The following is a 21,984-nucleotide window of genomic DNA, read 5'->3' as shown; positions in this document are numbered from 1 at the left end:
CTCAATACAAGGCCTTGACAAATAAAGGGTTTCCGAGGATTAACCTGTTCTTCACTCAAAGACTGCTCGTCAGATCAGCAAGCAGACTGCCGAATTTGTCCAGTGCGGGCTGTGGGATGGTGTGCGGACCCACGAATTCCGTGAAATCGACCGCATAGTCCCGCTGTTCCAGCATCTCTTTCAGCCAGATCGCCCCATCGAAAGGCAGAATCGGGTCCTGGGTGCCATGACTCTGCTGAACGGGAAACCGGGCTGATTGATCCGCCAGAGCACCCCAGCGTTCTTCACAAAGCAGGGTGCCTGACCAGATCGCCAGTGCGGCTGGGGGCTCAGGCAGCTGCAGAGCCACTTCTGTGGATACCATCGAACCTTGTGAAAACCCGGCAAGCACGCACTGAGACAGAGGGACGCCTGTTTCCTGCAGCAGTGCATCGAGCATCGCACGATACTGTTGACCCGCTTCCAGCAGTCCATCCGGAGTCTGACCGCGCTGATCTCGGATTTTCCCGGTTGCGATTGCTTCATTCAGAGCGGCGACATCCAGCATCCACCAGGCACGTCCACCGGGAATTCCCATCTCAATCAGAGAGAGGGGGGCTGCGGGAAAGACGAATTGAACTTTGTCCGCGAGCGCCGCATTCTGTCGAAGAATTTCCGGACCTAAAGGAACCAGGTCGTCACCGGGGGCACCAAATCCGTGTGAGACGACCACGATGATTTGAGGTTTCGTCTCAGCGGGAAGCTGATCATAGATCTGGCAGCTGAGAGGACCGAAGGTACGAGTTGTGAGAGCCATGAGATTACCGTCGATTCAGTATGAAAACGCTAAAAGAGTTATGAGTTATTGATTTACAGCACTGATTGTGTCTGCGCAGAGCCATTTTATCAATCGCGCAGCCAGCCGTCTGAATCAATTTGTGGCGATTGTCATCGAAACCGCACCACTCTGTCGTCCTCTGGTAGCGGCTGTGATGGGCTCTCAAAGAAACGGGTATGATTAAAACCCTGATAATTCAAGAGTTACTGCAGTTCTGAAGCTTCTCAGCTCATTCTGGAACATGGTTTGCGACCTTCCTGAGGCACGCACACTGATTGATGCAGGAGTATGCCAGGGGATCAGACTCTCTGGCATCTGATCGAAGGAGAATCACGATGTTTCAGCGCACCAGACAATTCGGCCTGATAGTTCTCTTACTGGGACTGTGGTTCATGCAGGAGAGGGGCCTGTATGCCCAGTCGCCGGGGCCTGAAGTGTTGGGAAGCCAGTTGAATCGTGATTCGTTTCAGCTCTGCAGGGAGATCCGCAATCGGTTTCGGGGGATTCGTGGACAGCGCATGTACTACTCGAAGGCACGTGAGATCCATGCGATGGCGGATGACATTCAGCGGATGATCATCCTGAAGGCACCCGTCCAGGGGATGGACCAGGCGTTGGTCGATCTGGAACTGCTGGTTACGGATCTGGAGCAGACGCTGAAATCGGCCCGGTTACCAGTCTTGACCAGTCCGGTAATCAAGCCGACCGGACCGAACGGATATGTCTTTTATGGCGGTAACGGGTACCCGGATCCCTGTTTTCGCTGTCAGGGATTTCCTTACCAGATGATTCCGGAACAGAGTCTCAATGAAGTTTACGGAACTTTACAGGGGATGCAGTTTTCAATTCGACAGTTACAGGCTCATTATGCACCTCCTGTTTCGGTGCCGGGGAAACGGACGTTTCCGGCGCCGGTGCCGGGAACCAATTCAGACCTGCAACCTGAGTTCCCTGCCAACCGGACACCACAGCGGTCCCGACCTCTCCAGCCTCGTCAGCCAGAGCGCGATTCCGACTGGAAGCCGGCTCGCAAGACCGCACCGGTATTTCCCGCTCCGCAGCAGAAGTCCCCGCCACCGGCTCTGGAAGGACCCGAATTTCTGCCACCACTGCCGATGCCGGAATAAGGATCTGCACTTCCGCCAGAGTCGATGTGAATTTACAGCCACTTGTCTTTTCGGAGAGGATGCGTCAACATGTTCCTGACTGACGTGACGTTTAATCAGGAACAGGAAGTATGCTTGACTATGATGCTGAGGAAGTGACTGCTTATTTGCATGAGCATATTCCAATCACCCGCGCCATGCAGCTGGAAGTCATGCCTCCTGAACCGGATCGCCTGCGGCTGCTGGCCCGGTTGAAGCCGAACCTGAATCACCAGGAGACCGCCTTTGGAGGCAGCATTGCCAGTCTAGGAATCCTGGCCGGCTGGACCCTGATCCATCTGCGTCTACATAGTTCTGAACGCAGATATAAAATCGTGATTCACAAAAGCGAAATCGAGTTCCAGCGCCCCATCGAGGCCGACTTTGAAGGGACATGCCTGTTCCCTGAGGAGCCCGTCTGGGAAACATTCCTGGCGTCTCTGCAGCGGAAAGGCAGAGCCCGGATTGAACTTAACCCCCAGGTAATGGTCAACGGCAAGGTTGCCGCGACCATTAAGGGGAACTTCGTTATTCGGGAATTGTCAGACGTCTGAAACCGCTCAACTGGTTTCCGTGTTCTCAGTGGTTTCGGGTCCCGGCAGTTCCGGCGGAGGAATCATCACCGGTTTATCACCGTAGAACAGATGCACGTCCCGTTGTGGGAAGGCGATTTCAATGTCGGCGGCATTGAACTGTTCGTGGATGGCAGTATGAATCTGGTGAATCGCCAGCAGCCTGTTATCAAGGTCAGGCAGGTAGGCTCTCAGGATCAGATTCAGCGTACTGTCGCCGAATGATTCAAAGGTGATACTCGGAGCCGGATCCTCCAGGACCTGTGGATGATCCATCAGGATCTTCATTGCCAGATCGGTGGCCCGATTCGTGTCGGTTCCATAGGCGACCCCGACGGTAATCGTCACACGGTTGACCGAATCGGTCAGCGTCCAGTTCAGGAGTTTACCGGTAATGAAGTCCCGGTTGGGAACGATGTATTCCTTGCGGTCCCAGTTGGTAATGGTGGTCGCCCGCATCCGGATTCGAGAAACAATCCCCGTGATCTCATCCACGGTGATAATATCACCCACTCGAATCGGCCGCTCGATCAGCAGAATCAAACCCGAAACAAAGTTGGCGAAGATTTCCTGCAGGCCAAAACCGAGACCGAAGGTCAGGGCGGTCGCCAGCCATTGCAGTTTCGACCATCCCAGGCCAAGTGCGTTGAAGACAACAAAAATACCGATGAGCGCCACGACGTAACGGGCCAGACTGGTCGTCGCATATTTCACGGAGGAGTCCAGGGGGAGCCTTTGCAGCACCAGGAACTCCAAAAGTCCTGGAATGTTCCGGGTGGCGATCACGGCAAACAGGGCATAAATCAGTGCCAGGGCGACATCGAGATAAGTGACCGGTTCCAGTCGGTCTATAACTTTTGTTGTTGTGCCACCTTCGGGGTTTTCAACTTCTTCTTCGACCTGGACCTGCGTGGACCAGAGCTTGAACGAGTCGAGTCGATTGAAGGCGGGCATCACGTCCCCCCAGATCCCGAAGGCGCCCAGCAGCAGAATCACCAGCATACACGCATTAACCAGTCGTTTGATCTGGGCGGAGATCTTTGTCAGGTCAGCCGGGTTTTCTTCTTCGGTCGTAATCCCGGCAATGTTGGACTCAGGTGTCGACGATTCCTGATTCTCTTTACGGAGTGCTTCCAGTCGTTCCTGGTTCAGTTTATGACTTAACTGGCGATGATGGATCAGAATCCAGCGCAACAGGATCGCACGGAACAGGATCACGCCCAGGAAGAGCCAGAGCGTCAGGAAGATCAGGTGGAACAGGCTCATCGCCGTAAAATAGAAACCGATCAGAGATAAAATGATCAGGCCGCAGGGAACGGCCAGGGCCAGGAAATAGACCAGATATTTTAGTCGGTCGTACCAGACTTCCTGATTGTAGTTCATAATCGACTGGAAGAGACCGGAGCGGGGATGGAATACCCGGCGGGCAAAGATCGTATACGTTACCAGTAATGCGACGAAGAACAGCCGCTCCAGCAGATCCTGGGTGCGATCGACTTCTTTGCCATGCAGGACCAGCGTCACAAACAGGAGCGGAACAGAGATGGGAATCACCCAGCGAATATTTTTCCTGACATAGAGCACGGTCTGCTTATACCAGCCAAAGTGTGATTCCCCAAGACCCAGGGGACGACAGATCTGGCGGATCAATTCCCAGAAAAACAGCAGCCAGGCGACTTGCTTCAAACTGTAATCGACGGCTTTGACAAAAGGGGGCGTCTCGAGGCCACTTCCCAGACGCCAGGCGAAAAACCAGATGAATCCCGGCCAGACGATCGCGATGAACATCGTCAGAAAGGCAACGCGCGCGGTGATTCCAAATTTGCGAAAACTACTGCGAATAATTTCCTTGTTGATGATCCGCAACTGTTGACGCACATTGTACGCGAGGTAGAGCAAACTGATAAAACAGAAAATCCCGGTCGCATAGATGATGGGATTGGTGATGATATCCTGCTGGATGGCTTCGAGTAACTGCTTCCAGTGTGTTGGAGAAAGTAACCAGCTCAGGGAGTTCGGAATCTGCTTCGCTTCGGCAAACGAGATCGGAGGCGAACTTTTGATCCAGAAGACCCGTTCCTGAATGTAGTCGGCATATTCTTCCGTCTGCTTGACCAGTTGCGTTTCTGCAACGTCGAGGTCCATCAGTTTGTTGAAATACGCGTTGTTACTGCGGATCAGCGTATCCAGGTACTCTTTCTGTTTGGCCAGTGTCTCTTCGACAATGCTCTTGAGATTTGCTTTTTCGATATCAGACAGCTTTCGCTTGCTGTCCTTGATAATGTTGTCTGTGACGGTTTCAGCAGAGGGGAATTCTGACCATTCATCATCCAGCTCAAACAGCCGCAGGTGAACTTCGTCGATTTCTTTGGCGCGTTTCTCGATGCTCAGCTTTCGCGTCTCTATATCGGGCAGGGAAGACTGCTGGTTTCGCAGGAGTAACCCAATCGGTCCGGTCAGACCGATGGAGGTCTCTTTTTCTTTGGTCTGGGTAAACTGCTTTTTGAGCTCATCCAGTATTTTACTGGTCTGGGAATACTTCTGATCGACCGATTGAATTTTGTGGTTCAGGGCTTGAATGTCTTCGGCGTATTGCTGGTTTTTTTCGGCCAGGGGTTGCAGCAACGGATTGGTCGCGAAGACTTCATCCCGGGCTTCCTGTACCCGCATTTCCGATTCGATGTTGCGGCGTTTGGCAATCTGTTTCTTGAGGGCCTCTACCTCTTCAGATTTCTTCTGAGTCTGTAGTTTCAGAAAGTCCTGCCTCACGCGGGGATAACCGACGGCCTCCTCAGCCTCGTACGAAGACTGCTCGGCTCTCAGTGCCGGCTTTTCAGTTTTCAGCAGGCTGATGCGGGTTTTCAGCTCAGTTTTACGGGCGTCGGTGACGATAGCCGGTTCATCAGCCGGAGCGGGGAGTGCCAACTGTTTATCAAGGTCGCTGATTTTGTTATCAATCTCGGCGATGCGGGTCAGGATCTCTTTCTGCCGATTTACCCGTCCGGTGATCTGTTCATCCCAGTTGGCCTGTTGCTGTTTGAACTGCTCCAGATTCGCCTCCTCTTGAACCAGCATTTGTTGCAACTTGGGTAGATCCTGTATATGGTTGAACGAGGGCGCAGGTTCTTTATTGAGGTTTTCAATTTCCTGCTTAACCTGATTCAGCCGCTGCATCGCATTTTTAGCATCTTCGGCATAACGACCGGTAGCCACCTTAAGGTCTTCTGCCTTTTTAAGGTTGGCCAGTGCCTGGCTGTAGAACTCTCCGGCTTTTTTCTGGTTGTCCTCTGTCAGATCTTTGATGTTTTTGATCTGGTCGATCCGTTTCTGAATCGACTCACTGGTGATCTGAGGTTCTTCAGTTGTGGTCGTTGAATCGCTACCATTGGCAGGAGCCGGTTTCTTGGGCACCTGGGAGTAGGAACTGGAGATAAATCCAGTCAGCGCTAACAGAACGATGGCAACAGGCAGGCAGGATGTCCGCAAACGAGAACGACAGAACATGAGACGGCTATTTTCTTTTTTGAATCAATTCGAATTAGCTGAGGAGTTTCAATCCCAGTCAGAGATTGAGCTTTCGCGGCACAGTTTAGTAACTGAGAGGGGACTAGGGCAAGGTGTGATCCGGTAGTCTGGACAGGAATGCGCATCTGGATAAGACCGTCAAGTATGCCTGAGGGCACCGAGTCTGGTCAGAGACCACATACAGAAACGTTTAACTACAGACCGGCGAGATATAATCTCAGCTCTATCTGAGACCTGATGTCGAGTTAAAGAACTTGGGAAGTCTCCAGGAATAAGTCCTTGACACTTTCACACGTAGGGGTAAATAATACTTCTAGAATTGTTTATGAACAATTTCCCGCCTGAAGACCTGTTCATACTTGATTACCTGAGTGGGCTCCGACCTGTGCAAATTCATTCCACATTCATCGAATATGAATCACAACTGCATTGGACAGCACGTGTTATGATCCGTGCCTGCCTGCTGCTGTCGTTGTGGAATTTGCCATTCCCCTGGTTTCACAATCACGAAGCTTATGCCGCCGCGGAGAACAGCAGCGCACAACTGCCGGCTCACCTGAATCAGTTTCACGATGGTATTGAAGCTCCCGAAGCAGGCTGGCATCTACACTTCGTTTATCTGGGCAGAGAACAAAGCGAAGACCCGCTGAAACAGAACCTGCCCTCGCAGCAGAATCAGCTGATTCTCATCGAAACCGCCAGCACATCTTCTGCCGGGAAAACGGGGACACTGAGTCCTGTCGAACAATTCCTCATTTGTGCTGCCTTTTCCGCTAACTCCTGCTTTTTCCGGATGATCCCTGCCGGGACTGGCGACCAGCAATATGGTCCCCCTGTCTCCCAGGCCTGCTTTACGGGATCTCCTCGCGACCTGACCTGCGTTTCGCGCTGCTGAGTTTGTGCTCCCTGTGTGAACGAGTTTCGTTTTGCGCTCAGGGTTATGCACAGTTGAATGCAGTATGAAACTGCGCTGCGCATGATTCTCTCTCATTTCCGCCGATTCGGGAGACACTTTTATGAAATCGCGAGTTATTACCATCATGGTCATTCTGATTCTGCTCGTCGGAATCGGAATATACTGGAAACAAAATCAGTCGAACACAGTGGCAGAAACAGCTGCTCCTGATACCGGTTCTGCAGTCGAAACTGCAAACGAAGATGCGCCCTCGGAAGTGGCCCTCTCTGAAGAGAAAATGAAAAACATTCAACTGACGGTGGCCCCTGTGAAACGACAGCCACTGAGTCAGATTCGCATGGTTCCCGGGCGGTTGCAGTATGACGACCGCAAACATGTCTCAGTCAAAGCACCCGCTGATGGTGTGCTGGTGGAAGTTCGTGTGAAAACGGGAGATGAGGTCAAGGAAGGTCAGGTGCTGGCAGTCCTGAACAGTCCCGAGATCGGAACCGCGCGCGCCGACCTGTTGCAGCGGACAGCTGAGTACGAACTGGCCCAGAAACAGTTCGGCTGGAAAAATGAAATCCAGAGCAATGTACAGAAACTGGTCGATGCTCTACTCAGTAAGCAGCCGATGCCGGAGATCGAAAAAGAGTTCGCGAACGAGAAACTGGGAGACTACCGGTCCCAACTGCTCCCCGCATATTCACGCTATCTGCTGGCTGAAATGATCAATTCAAAATCCGCACCCCTGGCGAAATCGGGAGCAATTTCTCTGCAGTCATTGAAGCGGCGCGAAACTGAAATGCAGGATGCACGGGCCGATCTGAAATCCCTGTGCGAACAGTCGATCTACGATGTCAAACTGGAACGCGATCGAGAACAGGCACGCGTCAATGATGCAGAACATCGCATGACCATCAGTCGTCAGAACCTGGAAGCCCTGATGGGATCGTCCGTCGATCCCGGCAGTAAAGAGCTCAAGGCTGCGGAGAAACTCTCCCGGCTGGAAGTCATCGCCCCTTTCAGTGGAACCATTGAAGACCGTACTTTCAGCAGGTCCGAACGCGTCAATCGGTCCGATGTACTGTTCACACTGGCGCAGACCGACACGCTCTGGGTGGCCGCCGATATCCGTGAATCGGACTGGGCAGCGATTTCACTGACGGGCAGCCAGGAACTGCAGGTGAAAGTCAATTCGTTTCCCGATGAGATATTCCCGGCGCGACTGTACTACCTGGGACGTTCGGTTTCACCGGTGACCAATTCGGTGCCGTTGATTGCAGAGATCAAAAATCCGGATGGCAAACTGCGTCCCGGAATGTTCGTCCAGGTTCTGATTCCCGGCAAGCAGAAGTCCGATGTGATTACGGTCCCGGCGCGGGCAGTTCTGGATGACGCGCAGCAGGAATTTGTCTTCGTCAAAACATCCGATCGTTCATTTCGACGTGTTGATATTCAGTCAGGCTTGAAAACGGAAGACTGGGTGGAAGTTCAGAATGGTCTTACGGAAGGTGAGCAGGTTGTGGATGAGGGGGCGTTTACCCTCAAGTCCGAACTACTGCTGGAACGGGAAGAATAACGCTCCGTCGCTCATCACGCTTTCATCCACCATCTCTGTTTTTCGTTGAGGGAGTTTCTGAATGCTGTCCCGCCTGATTGAATTTTCGCTGGAGAACCGGTTTATCATTCTCGTGCTGACCTTACTGATGGCAGCCGGAGGGATTTATTCCGCAATCCACTTACCTATCGACGCTGTTCCCGACATGACCAACGTGCAGGTGCAGGTCGTCACCGATGCCGGTTTTCTGTCACCGGTGGAAGTCGAACGCTATGTGACTTATCCGGTCGAAATCGCCATGGGGGGCTTGCCCGCTGTCGAAGAGGTACGCAGCGTATCCAAATTCGGCATTTCCGTCGTCACGATCGTCTTCGAAGAAGGGACTGACATTTACTGGGCCCGGCAACTGGTGACTGAGCGCATCGCGATCGCTGCTGCCGATATTCCACCAGGCTACGGCACTCCCTTACTGGGCCCGCTCACAACGGCCCTCGGCGAGATTCTGCAGTTTGAAGTTCGCGGTGCAGATTACACGCCTATGCAACTCCGCACCCTGCTGGAATGGGAAATCGCACCCCGTATGCGCGAAGTGCAGGGGGTGACTGAAATCAACACCCACGGCGGGTACTACAAGACCTTTGAAGTCCAGCCCAACCCCGACCGATTGAACAGCTATGGAATTTCCATGGCCCAGCTTTTTCAGCGGCTGGAAAATAACAACATGATTGCCGGCGGCGGTTACGTGGTGCACAATCACGAACAGCGATTCATCCGGGGGCAGGCTCTGCTGAAGAATGAAAAAGACATTGAAAACCTGGTCGTCAAACACGATCCCAACAGCACGCCGATTCTGGTGCGTGATATCGCCGACGTCAAAATTGCTCCGATGACCCGCCAGGGGGCCGTTACCCGCGATGGACGGGGAGAAGCGGTGACCGGGCTGGTGATGATGTTGATCGGTGAGAACTCGCGCGAGGTCGTTACCGCCTCCAAGGCACGCCTGGAAGACATTGAAAAAAGTCTGCCTAAAGGAGTCACTCTGGAAATTACCTACGACCGATCTGCTCTGATCAGTCGCACTTTGAAAACCGTGCTCACGAACCTCATTGAGGGGGGCATCCTCGTGATCGTGGTTCTGCTGTTCATGCTGGGCAGCTTCCGGGCTGGTGTGATCGTGGCACTGGCGATTCCTCTGTCGATGCTGTTCGCAACCAACCTGATGGCAGCGACAGGCATTACCGCCAGCCTGATGAGTCTGGGGGCGATCGACTTTGGTCTGATCGTCGACAGTTCCGTGATCATGGTCGAAAACTGTATTCGCCGTCTCTCGATGAATCAGTCGGGCAAACCCTTCCGGGAAGTCATTCGAGATGCCGCCATCGAAGTGCGGAAACCGACCATGTTTGGTGAGCTGATCATTGCCGTCGTCTATCTGCCGATTCTCGCCCTGCAGGGAACGGAGGGAAAACTGTTCCGCCCCATGGCTCTGACGGTGTTGTTTGCCCTGGCGGGATCACTGGTACTCTCGCTGACTTTGATGCCGGCTCTCGCTTCACTGGCACTGCCGAAGAAAATGTCCGAAAAAGAAATCTGGCTCATCCGCTGGGTGAAATGGATCTATCGCCCCATGGTCAGCTGGACGATTCGTCGCCCCATCCTTACCGTGGCGATCGCACTGCTGGTCTTTCTGGTCAGTCTGCCCGTGGGCTGGAATCTGGGAGCGGAGTTCATGCCTCGCCTCGAAGAAGGGGACCTGCTGGTCGAAGCCGTTCGGCTCCCCAGTGCCACCATTGAAGGCTCCATCGAGATGTCGACTCAGATCGAGAAGGTGCTGGTCAAATTCCCTGAAGTCAAAACGGTCTTCTGTAAAACCGGTCGTCCCGAAATTGCCAACGATGTGATGGGGGTCCACCAGACCGACGTCTGGGTGATTCTCAAGTCTCCACTGGACTGGCCCGAACCGAAAACTCGCGATGAACTGATCGAAGAGATGTCGGATGCGCTGAATTCTCAAGTACCTGGCGTGGCATTTGGATTTACCCAGCCGATCGAAATGCGCGTGGACGAACTCGTGGCAGGTGTTAAGGCTGACGTCGCGGTCCTGCTCTATGGAGATGAACTGGACGTACTCAGTAGTAAAGGCAAGGAAATTGAACGGGTTCTGAAAAAAGTTCCCGGGGCCGTGGATGTCAAAGCCGATATCCAGTCCAGCCTGCCCACGATCAGCATCCAGCCTCGCTGGGATGTGCTCGCACGTTACGGGATGGATGCCCGGGATGTCATGGACGTCGTCTCCTCACTGGGAGGTCATCCGATCGGTTTGATCTTCGAAGGACGTGCCCGGTTCCCGATTATCGTCCGCATTCCTCAAAAGTGGCGGGAACAGGTGAGCCTGCTGGAACAGATTCCTGTCGCCGATGGTACTGGAAAGCCGGTTCCGTTGCGTGAGCTGGCAGACATCACTTTTGAAGAGACTCCACCCACGGTCGAACACGAATCCAACCGCAGACGTACCTTCATCCAGGCAAATGTCAGAGGGGTGGACGTGGCCAGTTTCGTCGCTAATGCCCAGCATGCAGTGGAAACGCAGGTTCAACTTCCCGATGGATACGAGATTCGCTGGGGAGGCGATTTTGAAAATCTGCAGTCAGCCAGTAAGCGTCTGGTGATCATTACCCCCATCGTCCTGATGCTGATTTTCCTGTTGCTGCATACGACGTTTCGTTCTGTTCGACTGGCGCTGTTAATCTTTCTCGCGGTTCCCATGGCAGCTTCCGGCGGAATTTACGCGCTCGCATTACGTGAGATGCCCTTCAGTATCTCTGCCGGGGTCGGGTTCATCGCGCTGTTTGGTGTGGCGGTATTGAACGGTCTGGTATGGGTCTCCGCGGCTGAAAATCTGCGTCTCAAACAGCGGGTACCGATGCAGGATGCGACCTTTCAGGCTGCGATGGCACGATTGCGTCCCGTTCTGATGACGGCGCTGGTAGCCAGTCTCGGCTTTCTGCCGATGGCGCTCTCGACCAGTGATGGAGCCGAAATGCAGCGTCCGCTGGCCAGTGTGGTGATTGGAGGTCTGATTACCTCTACCCTGTTGACATCCATGGTGGTACCGGCAATCTATCCCTGGTTTGCTCCCAAGATTAAGGAAGAGGAAGAACCTGAAACTGACGACTAGGAAGCAGGCCGTCAGCGGCAGGAGTGGTGCTCTGTTCTCGCGTCTGACGCTACTCCTGCAGCTGGCATTTGATTTCTGAGACGACATTATCCGTCGTCAGGTGCTGTTCGATGATCTGTGCCTTGGTGATCAGCTTGGCCAGATCAATCACATTATCCACTTCCAGTTTATTAAGGATGGCCTTTCTCCGCATGACCACCGTCCGCGCAGACAGATCCAACTGGTGACTGATGGTTTTGTTGGAAAGTCCCTTCAACAGCATTCGCATGACTTCGGTTTCCCCCTCGGTCAGTCGATGCTCTTTCTCGTGATACTCCATCAGCCAGCGCCGGGCAAACCGTTGCTCCGAGTCCAGCAGGATCGCAGCAATGACCTGGTCCCAGAGTTCCTGTTCGGCGTACGGTTTTTCGAGAACCGTCAAGGCTCCCTCCGACATGGCTGAAACGGTTGTCGTCACATCCACAAAGGCGGAAAGAATGATGAGCGGAATTTCATAGCCGGCTGCTTTCATTTTTCGCAGCATCTCGATGGCGTTACAGCCCATCAATCGCAGATCCGCAATGACACAACCACAAATGCGATTATCAGTATCTGCCAGAAATTCTTCAGCGGAAGTGTAAGTAGTCGCTCTGAAGCCCATGCTGCCGATGAGCTCGGCTATGGAGGCGCTCACGGATTCGTCGTCATCGACCACGAAGACGCGAGGCTCATAATCGGTTGGTAAATCTAACTGGTGTTTCATGTCTCGTGTACTCTCTTACTCTCATACTCGAACATTCACCGCATTCATTTCCGAGATGAATGAGACACACCTGTCGCGCTTTCAGACTGAAATCAGAACGATCCCGGTCTGACAGAGACAACTGGTCTGGTTTCTCAGTGAAATAGTTCATAACGTGATCAATCTTTGCTGGCCCTGTTCCTTTTGTTTCCGGCTGGTCTCTGAAAATGAAACCAGGGCGCCGCATCTGGATAGAATCATGTTACTGAGCTTGAGAATGAGAGAAGGTTTCAATATCAACTGCAGTTTCTGCAGACAATCGACAACCTTGATGGAGTTCTGGGACAGAGAGCTCAGTTGAATCTGATCTCCGGTAAAGGTGAGTTGACGATAACCCTGGGAAAAAACGCACAGATCCAAAGTTACAGTCGGGGCAAGTTGTCGCCGGTCATTGTCTGAATTCAACAATTCGTCTTTGGCATACATCTTAACACCTGCACCAGACATCATGATTCACATACACGAAACAATTCTACCATCTTTCTCGCTACAATCCGGTTTTCGAGCAGAGAATTGAATTAACTTTCATTTTCTGCAACCGATTCAGTCCACCTTTGACGACTGTACGATATTTGTGTCCAGTCGCATGTTGATGGGTTGATGCGTTGTCCAAACCAAAGTAGTAGAAGTATTTAGATACTTATGGTTTGATACTGATCTCACAGGGCAGTGGTAAACCTCCCCAGAACAGAAAAGCATATCAATGCCTGTGATCCTGATTAACGGGCGACCTGACATCAGCCTGAAGTTCCTGAACAGGATTTATGAGACGAGAGGATAGTCTGAAAAAATCCTTCCTACTGTTACTGCAGCTCCTTCAACTGGGCGATCGCGGAATCCCGTTCCGACTGTGTGACCTCCAGATCGAAGAGCAGATATTTCACATCCAGCCTCAACTGGGCCAGAGTATCCGACATCAGGTTGACAATCTTGACCCGTTGTCGGGAATAGTTCACGACTTTATGATAACTCTCGAGCAGGTTCTGCTGTTCGGGATGCTTGATCGCCCGCAGCTTGTCTCCCAATGCGACAAGCTCAATGGGTAAATGCTCTGGTGTCTGCTGATTAAAACGAAGTGTTTTCTGATACATGTCAGAATACCCCTTTCCGGCCAGTTTTCTTGAAGTTTCGTTGCTGAAGTGCAGATTTTATTTCCGAGATAAAATCAGTCTTACTGCAGGCCCGGTCTGATGAAGTGCAGGGTTACTGATGGGATAAACGTTTTCAGTTCTTCAACTGCTGCTGAACAGTGAGTTCAGAATACCGCGTGGCTGGCTTTGTGTCGCTGCGACCCATTGACAACATTCCTGAAGTGTGCCGGTGAAGCGTGGCTTCTGATCCACATACACACTCCAGAGTTCGTTACGGACAATCGGGATCTTTTCAGACAGCTTTTCAATCAGAAAGTGATGCATGAAGTGCTCCTTGGACAAGGTTCGTTGTCTGAAATCAAATTCAAGTGAGAAGTCTTATTGATTTGACTCTGGGTAAAGTTTAAACCCCATTTGAAAAACTTCATCGTGAATCAAATGCAAACTCAGGTAACGAAACTGCACAGAAAAGAGACGCCATTTCGTTGAAATGAAAAACCAGGCAACAGAATTGCGCCGAGGTGCAATCTCATCTCAAATCACTTCACTGATAAATATTTCAACACATTTGGCGTCGTTGATATTCACTAAATTGATCAATTTATCTGCTTTAAAACAGGCTTTTAAGAATCGATTCTCCAGGTCACTCCAGCAGTAAAGCAGGGAAAAGAAATATTTAGTTTGATTTCCAAATCAATCTGAATTACTCTGATAGAACGCGTTATGTATATGTAACGATGGGCTGCTGTTAACCGAGGGCCGAAAATGAGTACTGCTGCCACGAGTGTTCCCGCCCTGGAACGGGGACTCGATATCCTGGAACTGCTGAACCAGGAACCCGACGGACTGGGGATCAGCGAGCTGGCATCACGCTTGTCGCTGAATAAAAACGCGGTGTTTCGCATTACCCACACGCTGACGGATCGCAACTATCTCGAACGCGATCCACTTACCAAAAAATTCCGACTCTCTCCCCGTCTGCTTTCTCTGGGCTTGCCTCAAGCCGGCGATGTCAGTCTGGTGGAGGTCGCTCTCCCGCTAATGCGTGAGCTCCGCGATCTCACACGGGAAACCGTTCAGCTGGGAATTCAGGTCGGCGATGAAGGCGTCATTATCGAACAGGTCAGCGGTCTGCACCCACTCCGCATCGCCGTCGATATCGGTCTCCGCTTTCCCCTGCATAATAACGCACCCGGCAAAGTACTGCTGGCGAATCAGTCACCCCGCGAGCGGGCAGCGACTTTGAACCGGATTCCGCTCACCGCTGATACCCCTCGCACCCTGACCAAACCCGCAGCCTTACAAACTGAATGCACGAAGGTCTTGAACCGCGGTTATGCCACCGACCATGCAGAGGCAGACGAAGGCATTCACTGTGTCGCCGCTCCCGTGACCGGTCCAGAAGCAAAGCTGATCGCCGTCCTCTGGGTCTCTGCTCCAGCGAAACGCCTGCCCAAAAGTATGTTTGCCAGCATGGGAGCTCAGGTCATCGACAGTGCCGCACAGATCAGCGGAGGCCTGCAGCCATGAATGGAATTCGACTCACAGGTCTACTGTTGATCCTGCTCTGTTCTCATCAAACACTCCCGGCTGACGGCGATCAGTTTTTCCGCGAGTCTGTCGAACCGATTCTGAAAACGCACTGTTATGACTGTCATTCCCACTCAGCGGGGGTGATGGAAGGGGAGCTAACCCTCGACTGGCAGAGTGGCTGGAAGACAGGCGGATCGCGCGGGGCAGCTATCGTTCCTGGCCAGCCGGCACAGAGTCTGCTGATCAAGGCGATTCGCCACACCGACCCCGATCTGAAAATGCCCGATGAAAAACTGTCCGACCAGCAGATCGCGATTCTCACAAAATGGGTTGAACAGGGAGCCCCCGATCCGCGCATCAGTCAACCACAGGCCGACACCAGCCAGGCACTCGACTGGTGGTCTCTCAAACCACTGACCCGTCCCACGGTCCCCGGTGCAGGACATTTAAATCCCATCGATGCCTTCATTCAGGAGCGTTTAGTTAAGCAGCAACTCAAACCCGCTCTCCAGGCCGATCGACGCACTCTGCTCCGCAGATTGATGTACGATCTCCATGGCCTGCATCCCACTCCCGCAGAACTGGAGTCCTTTGTCAACGACCTGCGTCCGGATGCCTGGGCTCGACTCGTCGATCAACTGCTTGCCTCACCCCGTTACGGAGAACGCTGGGCCCGCCACTGGCTGGACACAATCCACTTCGCCGATTCGCACGGCTTCGAGCACGATGTCTTTCGCCCTCATGCCTGGCGCTTTAGGGATTATGTCATCGACCGCCTGAACCGGGACATCTCCTGGACCCGCTTCATCCGGGAACAACTGGCCGCAGATTACTTTTATCCTGAAGAGACTGAACTCACCGTCGCGTTAGGTTTTCTGGGAGCCGGTCCCTACGATCAGAGTGCCGCGGCCACTGCCCCCAAATCATTTGAATATCTTGACCGGGACGACCTGGTCACGCAGACCATGGGAGCATTCGTCAGTACGACCGCCAACTGTGCCCGCTGTCATACGCACAAGTTCGATCCCATTACCCAGTCTGATTACTTCGCCCTGCAGGCCGTCTTCGCCGGTATTGGAAAGGGGGACGTCAGCTTTGATGCAGACTCCGCAGTCGCGGCCCAACGAAAAAAATGGGAAGCACTCCGGCAGGCTGCCCTTGAGAATAATGCTTCGATCCTGTTGCAACCGGAATATACGCAACTGGTCGCCGCGTGGGAGCAACAGCGTGGCCCCGAACCCCAATGGCAGGTTCTTCCGCCAGAAACCTTCGTTTCCAACGGAGGAGCCGACCTCAAGCGACAGCCGGATAACTCGATTCTGGCCAGTGGCCCGGCGCCCGAACAGGAATCCATTTTGGTGACCGTCCAGCCAGAACTGAAAACGATGACCGCAGTACGTCTGGATCTGCTGACCGATCCCTCGCTTCCCCATCAGGGACCGGGCCGCGCCCATAACGGGAATCTGCATCTCAACGAAGTGGAAATCCGCGTATTCCCGCCGGATGCTCAGGCGGGCCAGAAGCTCGCCATCAGTCGGGCCACAGCCGACTTCGATCAGGCAGGCTGGACGATTCAGCACGCTCTGGATGGCAATCCTAAAACCGCCTGGGGTATCTATCCCAAAGTGGGGGTGGGACATTATGCCGTCTTCGAGTTGCAGTCTCCTCTGACTCTGAAACCGGGCTCCCGACTGGTCGTCTCACTCAAACAGGTGCATGGCGGTGCGCATCTCATCGGCCGTTTCAAACTGAGTGCCACCGATGCCGATCAGTTAAATGTGATTGCCCTCCCGGAAGCTGCCGCCGCCGCTCTCAAGATTTCCGCGAAAGACCGCCCCCCTGAGCAACAGACCGCGTTAGCAGCCGTCATCCTCAGGTACCGGGCCGAACAGGAACTGGCTCAACTACCACAGCAGGCGAAAGTCTACGCCGCTGCCGCCGAAGCGGCCAACGAACGGGGTATGGTAAAATTCACTCAGCCCCGCGAAATCCGACTGCTGACCCGGGGCAATCTGGAAAAGCCCCGCGGCGTTGTCGCGCCGGGCGCAATCTCGGTTCTCCCCTCACTGCCAGCCCGTTTCGATCTGCCCGATCCACATGCCGAATCCGCCCGGCGTGCAGCCCTGGCGGACTGGCTGACCGATCCACAGAATCCCTTAACCTGGCGGAGTATCGCCAACCGCATCTGGCACTATCATTTCGGACAAGGTCTCTGCGACACTCCCAATGATTTCGGTCGCATGGGGGGCACTCCCTCCCATCCCGAACTGCTCGACTGGCTTGCCTGCGAACTTCGCGATCACAACGGCTCCCTGAAGCACCTGCATCGACTGATCTGTAACAGCCAGACCTATCAGCAGTCCTCTGCGTTTCGTTCCGAATTGTCAAAGATCGATCCTGAGAATCGCCTCCTCGCCCGCTGGACTCGGCAGCGTCTCGATGCGGACAGTTATCGCGATGCCGTCCTCCGCGTCAATGGCACTCTCGACCTCACCATGGGCGGCCCGGGGATACAGAACTTCACCCAGACTCCCGGTCCCCAGGCGACTCCCGTACTGCACTACGATCTTTTCGATCTAGACAGCCCCGGTGCGTACCGGCGGAGCATCTATCGCGTCGTCTGGCGGGGCATTCCCGATCCGTTGATGGATGCCCTCGACTTCCCCGACTTGGGGCTGCTCTCACCCGTGCGCGGCTTTTCTGCTTCGCCGCTACAGTCGCTTGTCTTATGGAATAATCGCTTCGTCCTCCATCATGCCCGGAAACTGGCCGAGCGTGCCCGTAACTCAAAACCTGTGATATCAGACCAGGTCAGGCAGATCGCACGCTGGACCTGGTTGCGTGAACCCACGTCTGACGAACAACACCAGTTAACCGCGCTAGCGGAAACGCATGGACTGGAGTCCGTTGCCCGACTGATGTTGAACAGTAACGAATTTCTCTTTGTGGAGTGAACCATGCTGGAACTACCTCTCTCCAGACGCGAACTGCTGACCCGCTCGGGCGGGAGCTTCGGAGCCGCTGCGCTCACCTGGTGGCTGGGACAGGATCTGCAGGCAGCCTCCACGCCAGACTCGAATGGCGGCCTGCACCATCCGGCCAAAGCGAAACGCGTTGTTCAACTCTTCATGAACGGCGGCGCCAGCCCGATGGACACGTTCGACTATAAGCCAGAACTCAAACGACTGCATGGCCAGAAACTGGGCCCCAAAGAGAAACCGGAAGGCTTCACCGGAGCCGTCGGTGCCGTGATGCAGAGCCCCTTTGAATTCAAGCAGCATGGCGAATGCGGACAGTGGGTCAGCTCGGTCTTTCCACATCAGGCACAGATTGTCGATGACCTCGCCTTTCTGATGGCAATGACTACCAAAACCAACGTCCACGGTCCGGCCAGCTACATGATGAATACCGGTTTCATGCTTCCCGGCTTTCCCTGTCTGGGCGCCTGGATCTCCTACGCGCTGGGGAACCTGGCCGACAATCTGCCCACGTTCGTCGTCCTTCCCGATACGCGTGGCCTGCCTTACAATCAAAAGGGAAACTTCAGCTGCGGATTCCTCCCCGCAAAACACCAGGGCACGCTGGTCAACGCCACCAGTAAAACACCCATTCCCGATCTCTTCGCTGATTCGCAATACCAGTTCGCACAGGGAAAAGCTGACAAAGCCACCTTCGCGCTGCTGCAGCAGTTCAATCGTCAACACGCGACCACGCGTCCCGATGATTCCCGGCTCGAAGCCCGCATCGCAGCGGGGGAACTGGCGGCGAAGATGCAGCTCAGTGCCCCGGAAGCCTTTGATCTCTCCCGTGAAACCAAAGAGACCCACGCCGCCTACGGTCTGGACCAGAAAGAAACAGAAGATTTCGGTAGACGGGCACTGCTCGCCCGCCGTCTGCTGGAACGCGGAACCCGCTTTGTTCAGGTCTGGAGTGGCCCTCAAGGCGCCGTCAATAACTGGGACAATCATGGGAACATTAAAACCGAGCTCCCCGCCATCGCCCGCAGTGCCGACCAGCCGATCGCCGCGCTGTTTCGCGATCTCAAAGCTCGCGGCCTGTTGGAAGATACCCTTGTCATCTGGACTACCGAATTCGGACGCACGCCCTTTGCGCAGGGGAGCGAAGGCCGCGATCATAACCGGGGGACCTTCGTCACCTGGCTCGGCGGTGCCGGCGTCAAAGCGGGTACCAGTTACGGGAAAAGTGACGATCTCGCTTACCAGACCGCCGAAAACAAAACCTACTGCTACGACCTGCACGCGACCATCCTGCATCTGCTGGGCATTGACCACACCCGCCTCACCTTCCGCACCGCCGGCATCGATCGCCGTCTGACGGACGTGCATGGTCACGTTGTGCAAGACATTCTGGCTTGAGATCGCCATTCCCGCTTGATAATTGTTTTTTAGCGGTGGTATCATCGACGAAGGCGAGAGTGCGCAGTCTCCGTCAGCCCCCTTCCAGGCTTCACTTGAAAGGACACTACCGTGCAGTGGAACCGTCGTGATTTCGTACAGGCTATGCTGGGAGCCCCCTTCGCGCTCACCGTTTCTTTGTCCCAGGCTCGACGCCTCCCCGCAGCTGAAAGCCCGGCAGCAGGCGTCTCGATCCCTGACGTCAATGCAGGTGAAACGCTGTTTGACTATATTCAGCGGGTCAAAGGCAAACACGATTCCACGCTCTATCGTCAACTGCTCGGAGCCGCCAATGAATTCAAGGAAGGCGATCAGTTCATCGGCGTCGCTGCCGTGGATGAACAGTCCCGTCACAACGCCCGCCAGCTGCTTTCCGCCACCCGGATTGTTGACCTGGAAAAACATCCCATCTACGAAGATGACCTGAACCGCTACATCAACCAGAATCTGGTGGATGCCGACACGCGTCCCGTCAACCTGACGCTCGGCGAATTGAAACAACTGCTGCTCGAAGCCAGCGAAACGAAAATCAAGCAGATCGCCGGCACTCTCTCCAGCGATGTCATCGGCTGCGTCGTCAAACTCATGACTAACGACGAGTTGATTACGGTCGGCGCGAAAGTCTTCAATCCGCTCCCCGGCAGCCAGCTCGGCGCGAAAGGCTATCTCGGTGCCCGCATTCAACCCAACTCGCCGACCGACAATCTGGACGACATCTTCTGGCAGGTTCTGGATGGCTGGTCGTACGCGGTCGGCGACGTCGTTCTCGGTACCAATCCGGTTTCCAGCGAACCCGAATCGGTGCAGGCGGTCGAACTGCAGCTTCGTGAGATCCTCGAGACCTTCGGCATCGCAGATGTCCTCCCGCACTGCGTGTTGTCGCATATTGACGTCCAGGCCGAAGTCGAACGCCGTTCGCCCGAAAGTACGGCCCTCTGGTTCCAGAGCATCGCCGGTTGTGACGCCGCCAACCAGACGTTTGATATCGATCTCAAAAAAATGCGCGACTACGCCCGCTCCCGTACCGGCAAGTATGCGCTCTATTTTGAAACGGGGCAGGGGGCCGACTTCACCAACGGGCACAGTCATGGCTTCGACATGGTCCTGCACGAATCGCGGAAGTATGGCTTCGCTCGTGCGCTGTCCCGCGAAGTTGCCCTCGCACAGATGCAGGCAGGCCAGACAGCCGCCCCCTGGGTCCATTTGAACGACGTCGCAGGCTTCATCGGTCCCGAAGTCTTCCGCACCCGGGAACAGCTCGTGCGCTGCTGCCTGGAAGACATCGTCATGGGTAAACTGCACGGTCTGATGATCGGCCTCGATGTCTGCTCGACCCTGCACATGGATGTCTCGCTCGACGACCTCGACTGGTGTCTCGAACAGATCATGCCCGCCAACCCGGGCTACCTGATGGCACTCCCCACAAAAATCGATCCGATGCTGGGATATCTGACGACCGGTTTTCAGGACCATGTCCGCATCCGCGAAAAGTTCGGCTACCGCGTCAACGACGCCATGTGGGCCTTCTTCCAGCAGCTCGGCGTGATCGACGCGCAGGGAAAACCGACCAAACATTTCGGCGATCCGACCTGGGTCTATCTGCAGTACCGCCGTAAGAAAGGAGACAGTCGTCCTGAGGAACGCATTCTCGACGAAGGCCGACGCCAGCTGGCAGACGTCCGTTCGCGGGGCGTTTTCCTCGCGACCGGTTATGGCGAGAAACCATCTGCACTGTCTCCCGGTCTTCAACAACAGATCGACCGCATCTACCACGATGCCAAACAGAGCATCTGGGCCGAACTGACTCCCGCTTTCATCGCGACGCTCCCCGCCTCGGTACCCATCAAAACCCAGTCGACCAGCCGCAGCGAATATATTCTGCACCCCGCCACCGGCGAAGCGCTCGCGCCTGCCTCGCAGGCTGCCATCAAACAGCTGCGTCAGCAGTACGACGCGAAGTACAACGTGCAGATCGTCATCTCCGACGGCTTGAACGCCCTTTCGATTATGGACGAAGACCAGCTCGAACCATTCCTGCAGGAACTCCGCTCGCAGCTCAAAACGGCCGGCTTTCATCCCGCGGAGCAGAACATCCTCGTGCAGTCCGGTCGCGTCCGGGCAGGCTATCGCATCGGGGAAACCCTGTTCGGCGGACTGGATGGCAACCGTGCCCTGCTGCATATCATCGGCGAACGTCCGGGGACCGGCCATCATACCTTCTCGGTCTACATGACTTCGCCTCCGGGTTCGGTCTGGGGACAGCCGGGCCAGGTCGATCATAACATCACCCGCGTCGTCTCGGGTATTGCCGCCACCGCCCTCAAGCCGACCAGAGCGGCCCGGGATACCGTCCGCATTCTGCAGCAGATGAATCTGGGATAATGCAAATTCAACAAGTCGATGAAGATTTATTATCCCTTTGTGCTGTTAAAAATAAAAATATGAACATTTAAGGCATTAATCCCTGATCT

Annotated in this window: 14 protein-coding genes; 9 read left to right on the top strand and 5 right to left on the bottom strand. The window is 54.4% G+C overall.

Annotated features, from left to right (window positions below):
• Window positions 1-55: 55 nt before the first annotated feature.
• Window positions 56-796 carry an alpha/beta hydrolase gene (locus tag FYZ48_RS16580; RefSeq protein WP_149342295.1) on the bottom strand — a complete coding sequence of 247 codons (741 nt, stop codon included), beginning with the start codon at window positions 794-796 and terminating at the stop codon, window positions 56-58.
• A gap of 356 nt (window positions 797-1,152) precedes the next feature.
• Here FYZ48_RS16580 and FYZ48_RS16575 point away from each other — a divergent pair, with 356 nt between their 5' ends.
• Together FYZ48_RS16575 and FYZ48_RS16570 are read left to right on the top strand one after the other, a co-directional pair.
• On the top strand, window positions 1,153-1,944 hold the full coding sequence (locus FYZ48_RS16575; RefSeq protein WP_149342293.1) for a hypothetical protein: 792 nt from the start codon (window positions 1,153-1,155) through the stop codon (window positions 1,942-1,944).
• Window positions 1,945-2,054: 110 nt separating this feature from the next.
• Window positions 2,055-2,516: a YiiD C-terminal domain-containing protein gene (locus tag FYZ48_RS16570; protein WP_149342291.1), complete on the top strand. Its 462-nt coding sequence runs from the start codon at window positions 2,055-2,057 to the stop codon at window positions 2,514-2,516.
• A 6-nt stretch (window positions 2,517-2,522) separates the two neighbouring features.
• On the opposite strand, the gene FYZ48_RS16565 is transcribed toward FYZ48_RS16570, so the two are convergent.
• Window positions 2,523-6,038, bottom strand: a complete 3,516-nt coding sequence (locus tag FYZ48_RS16565) for a mechanosensitive ion channel domain-containing protein (protein WP_149342288.1) — start codon at window positions 6,036-6,038, stop codon at window positions 2,523-2,525.
• Between the two features lie 346 nt (window positions 6,039-6,384).
• On the opposite strand from FYZ48_RS16565, the gene FYZ48_RS16560 reads away from it, so the two are divergent.
• The 3 genes from FYZ48_RS16560 to FYZ48_RS16550 all read left to right on the top strand — a co-directional run bounded on the left by FYZ48_RS16560 (window position 6,385) and on the right by FYZ48_RS16550 (window position 11,693).
• Entirely contained in the window at window positions 6,385-6,954 is a 570-nt protein-coding gene (locus FYZ48_RS16560) for a hypothetical protein (protein ID WP_149342286.1), read from the top strand.
• 121 nt (window positions 6,955-7,075) lie between these two features.
• The gene (locus FYZ48_RS16555) at window positions 7,076-8,536 is read left to right on the top strand and encodes an efflux RND transporter periplasmic adaptor subunit (protein ID WP_149342284.1); all 1,461 of its coding nucleotides are present in this window, start codon (window positions 7,076-7,078) and stop codon (window positions 8,534-8,536) included.
• Between the two features lie 61 nt (window positions 8,537-8,597).
• On the top strand, window positions 8,598-11,693 hold the full coding sequence (locus FYZ48_RS16550; RefSeq protein ID WP_149342282.1) for an efflux RND transporter permease subunit: 3,096 nt from the start codon (window positions 8,598-8,600) through the stop codon (window positions 11,691-11,693).
• A gap of 49 nt (window positions 11,694-11,742) precedes the next feature.
• On the opposite strand, the gene FYZ48_RS16545 is transcribed toward FYZ48_RS16550, so the two are convergent.
• The 3 genes from FYZ48_RS16545 to FYZ48_RS16535 all read right to left on the bottom strand — a co-directional run bounded on the left by FYZ48_RS16545 (window position 11,743) and on the right by FYZ48_RS16535 (window position 13,889).
• Complete coding sequence (locus FYZ48_RS16545; protein ID WP_149342280.1) at window positions 11,743-12,435, bottom strand: response regulator transcription factor; 693 nt, start codon at window positions 12,433-12,435, stop codon at window positions 11,743-11,745.
• 842 nt (window positions 12,436-13,277) lie between these two features.
• Window positions 13,278-13,565 (bottom strand): transcriptional regulator, encoded by a 288-nt coding sequence (locus FYZ48_RS16540; RefSeq protein WP_145041565.1) that lies wholly within the window; start codon window positions 13,563-13,565, stop codon window positions 13,278-13,280.
• Between the two features lie 141 nt (window positions 13,566-13,706).
• Window positions 13,707-13,889 (bottom strand): hypothetical protein, encoded by a 183-nt coding sequence (locus FYZ48_RS16535; RefSeq protein ID WP_145041564.1) that lies wholly within the window; start codon window positions 13,887-13,889, stop codon window positions 13,707-13,709.
• Window positions 13,890-14,330: 441 nt separating this feature from the next.
• Here FYZ48_RS16535 and FYZ48_RS16530 point away from each other — a divergent pair, with 441 nt between their 5' ends.
• The 4 genes from FYZ48_RS16530 (at window position 14,331) to eutB (ending at window position 21,895) form a co-directional block, all read left to right on the top strand.
• Entirely contained in the window at window positions 14,331-15,095 is a 765-nt protein-coding gene (locus tag FYZ48_RS16530; protein WP_149342277.1) for an IclR family transcriptional regulator, read from the top strand.
• A complete protein-coding gene (locus FYZ48_RS16525; RefSeq protein WP_149342275.1) occupies window positions 15,092-18,052 on the top strand; it encodes a PSD1 and planctomycete cytochrome C domain-containing protein in 2,961 nt (986 codons plus the stop codon). Before FYZ48_RS16530 ends, FYZ48_RS16525 begins: the two co-directional genes overlap by 4 nt.
• A 3-nt stretch (window positions 18,053-18,055) precedes the next feature.
• Entirely contained in the window at window positions 18,056-19,474 is a 1,419-nt protein-coding gene (locus FYZ48_RS16520) for a DUF1501 domain-containing protein (protein WP_149342273.1), read from the top strand.
• A 144-nt stretch (window positions 19,475-19,618) separates the two neighbouring features.
• Window positions 19,619-21,895 (top strand): ethanolamine ammonia-lyase subunit EutB, encoded by a 2,277-nt coding sequence (eutB, locus tag FYZ48_RS16515; RefSeq protein WP_149342429.1) that lies wholly within the window; start codon window positions 19,619-19,621, stop codon window positions 21,893-21,895.
• Window positions 21,896-21,984 lie beyond the last annotated feature (89 nt).

This window comes from Gimesia chilikensis (genome assembly GCF_008329715.1).
Taxonomy (GTDB): Bacteria; Planctomycetota; Planctomycetia; order Planctomycetales; family Planctomycetaceae; genus Gimesia; species Gimesia chilikensis.
The sequence above is the reverse complement of the archived record's forward strand: the minus strand, read 5'-3'. Positions and strand labels throughout refer to the sequence as shown.

What these genes read in the sequence shown, in the direction of transcription:
- FYZ48_RS16550 (WP_149342282.1), top strand. Translation starts at nt 8,598, where the DNA reads ATGCTGTCCCGCCTGATTGAATTTTCGCTGGAGAACCGGTTTATCATT.
- FYZ48_RS16525 (WP_149342275.1), top strand. Translation starts at nt 15,092, where the DNA reads ATGAATGGAATTCGACTCACAGGTCTACTGTTGATCCTGCTCTGTTCT.
- FYZ48_RS16570 (WP_149342291.1), top strand. Translation starts at nt 2,055, where the DNA reads ATGCTTGACTATGATGCTGAGGAAGTGACTGCTTATTTGCATGAGCAT.
- FYZ48_RS16535 (WP_145041564.1), bottom strand. Translation starts at nt 13,889, where the DNA reads ATGCATCACTTTCTGATTGAAAAGCTGTCTGAAAAGATCCCGATTGTC.
- FYZ48_RS16545 (WP_149342280.1), bottom strand. Translation starts at nt 12,435, where the DNA reads ATGAAACACCAGTTAGATTTACCAACCGATTATGAGCCTCGCGTCTTC.
- FYZ48_RS16575 (WP_149342293.1), top strand. Translation starts at nt 1,153, where the DNA reads ATGTTTCAGCGCACCAGACAATTCGGCCTGATAGTTCTCTTACTGGGA.
- FYZ48_RS16520 (WP_149342273.1), top strand. Translation starts at nt 18,056, where the DNA reads ATGCTGGAACTACCTCTCTCCAGACGCGAACTGCTGACCCGCTCGGGC.
- FYZ48_RS16555 (WP_149342284.1), top strand. Translation starts at nt 7,076, where the DNA reads ATGAAATCGCGAGTTATTACCATCATGGTCATTCTGATTCTGCTCGTC.
- FYZ48_RS16565 (WP_149342288.1), bottom strand. Translation starts at nt 6,038, where the DNA reads ATGTTCTGTCGTTCTCGTTTGCGGACATCCTGCCTGCCTGTTGCCATC.
- FYZ48_RS16580 (WP_149342295.1), bottom strand. Translation starts at nt 796, where the DNA reads ATGGCTCTCACAACTCGTACCTTCGGTCCTCTCAGCTGCCAGATCTAT.
- FYZ48_RS16530 (WP_149342277.1), top strand. Translation starts at nt 14,331, where the DNA reads ATGAGTACTGCTGCCACGAGTGTTCCCGCCCTGGAACGGGGACTCGAT.
- FYZ48_RS16560 (WP_149342286.1), top strand. Translation starts at nt 6,385, where the DNA reads ATGAACAATTTCCCGCCTGAAGACCTGTTCATACTTGATTACCTGAGT.
- eutB (WP_149342429.1), top strand. Translation starts at nt 19,619, where the DNA reads ATGCTGGGAGCCCCCTTCGCGCTCACCGTTTCTTTGTCCCAGGCTCGA.
- FYZ48_RS16540 (WP_145041565.1), bottom strand. Translation starts at nt 13,565, where the DNA reads ATGTATCAGAAAACACTTCGTTTTAATCAGCAGACACCAGAGCATTTA.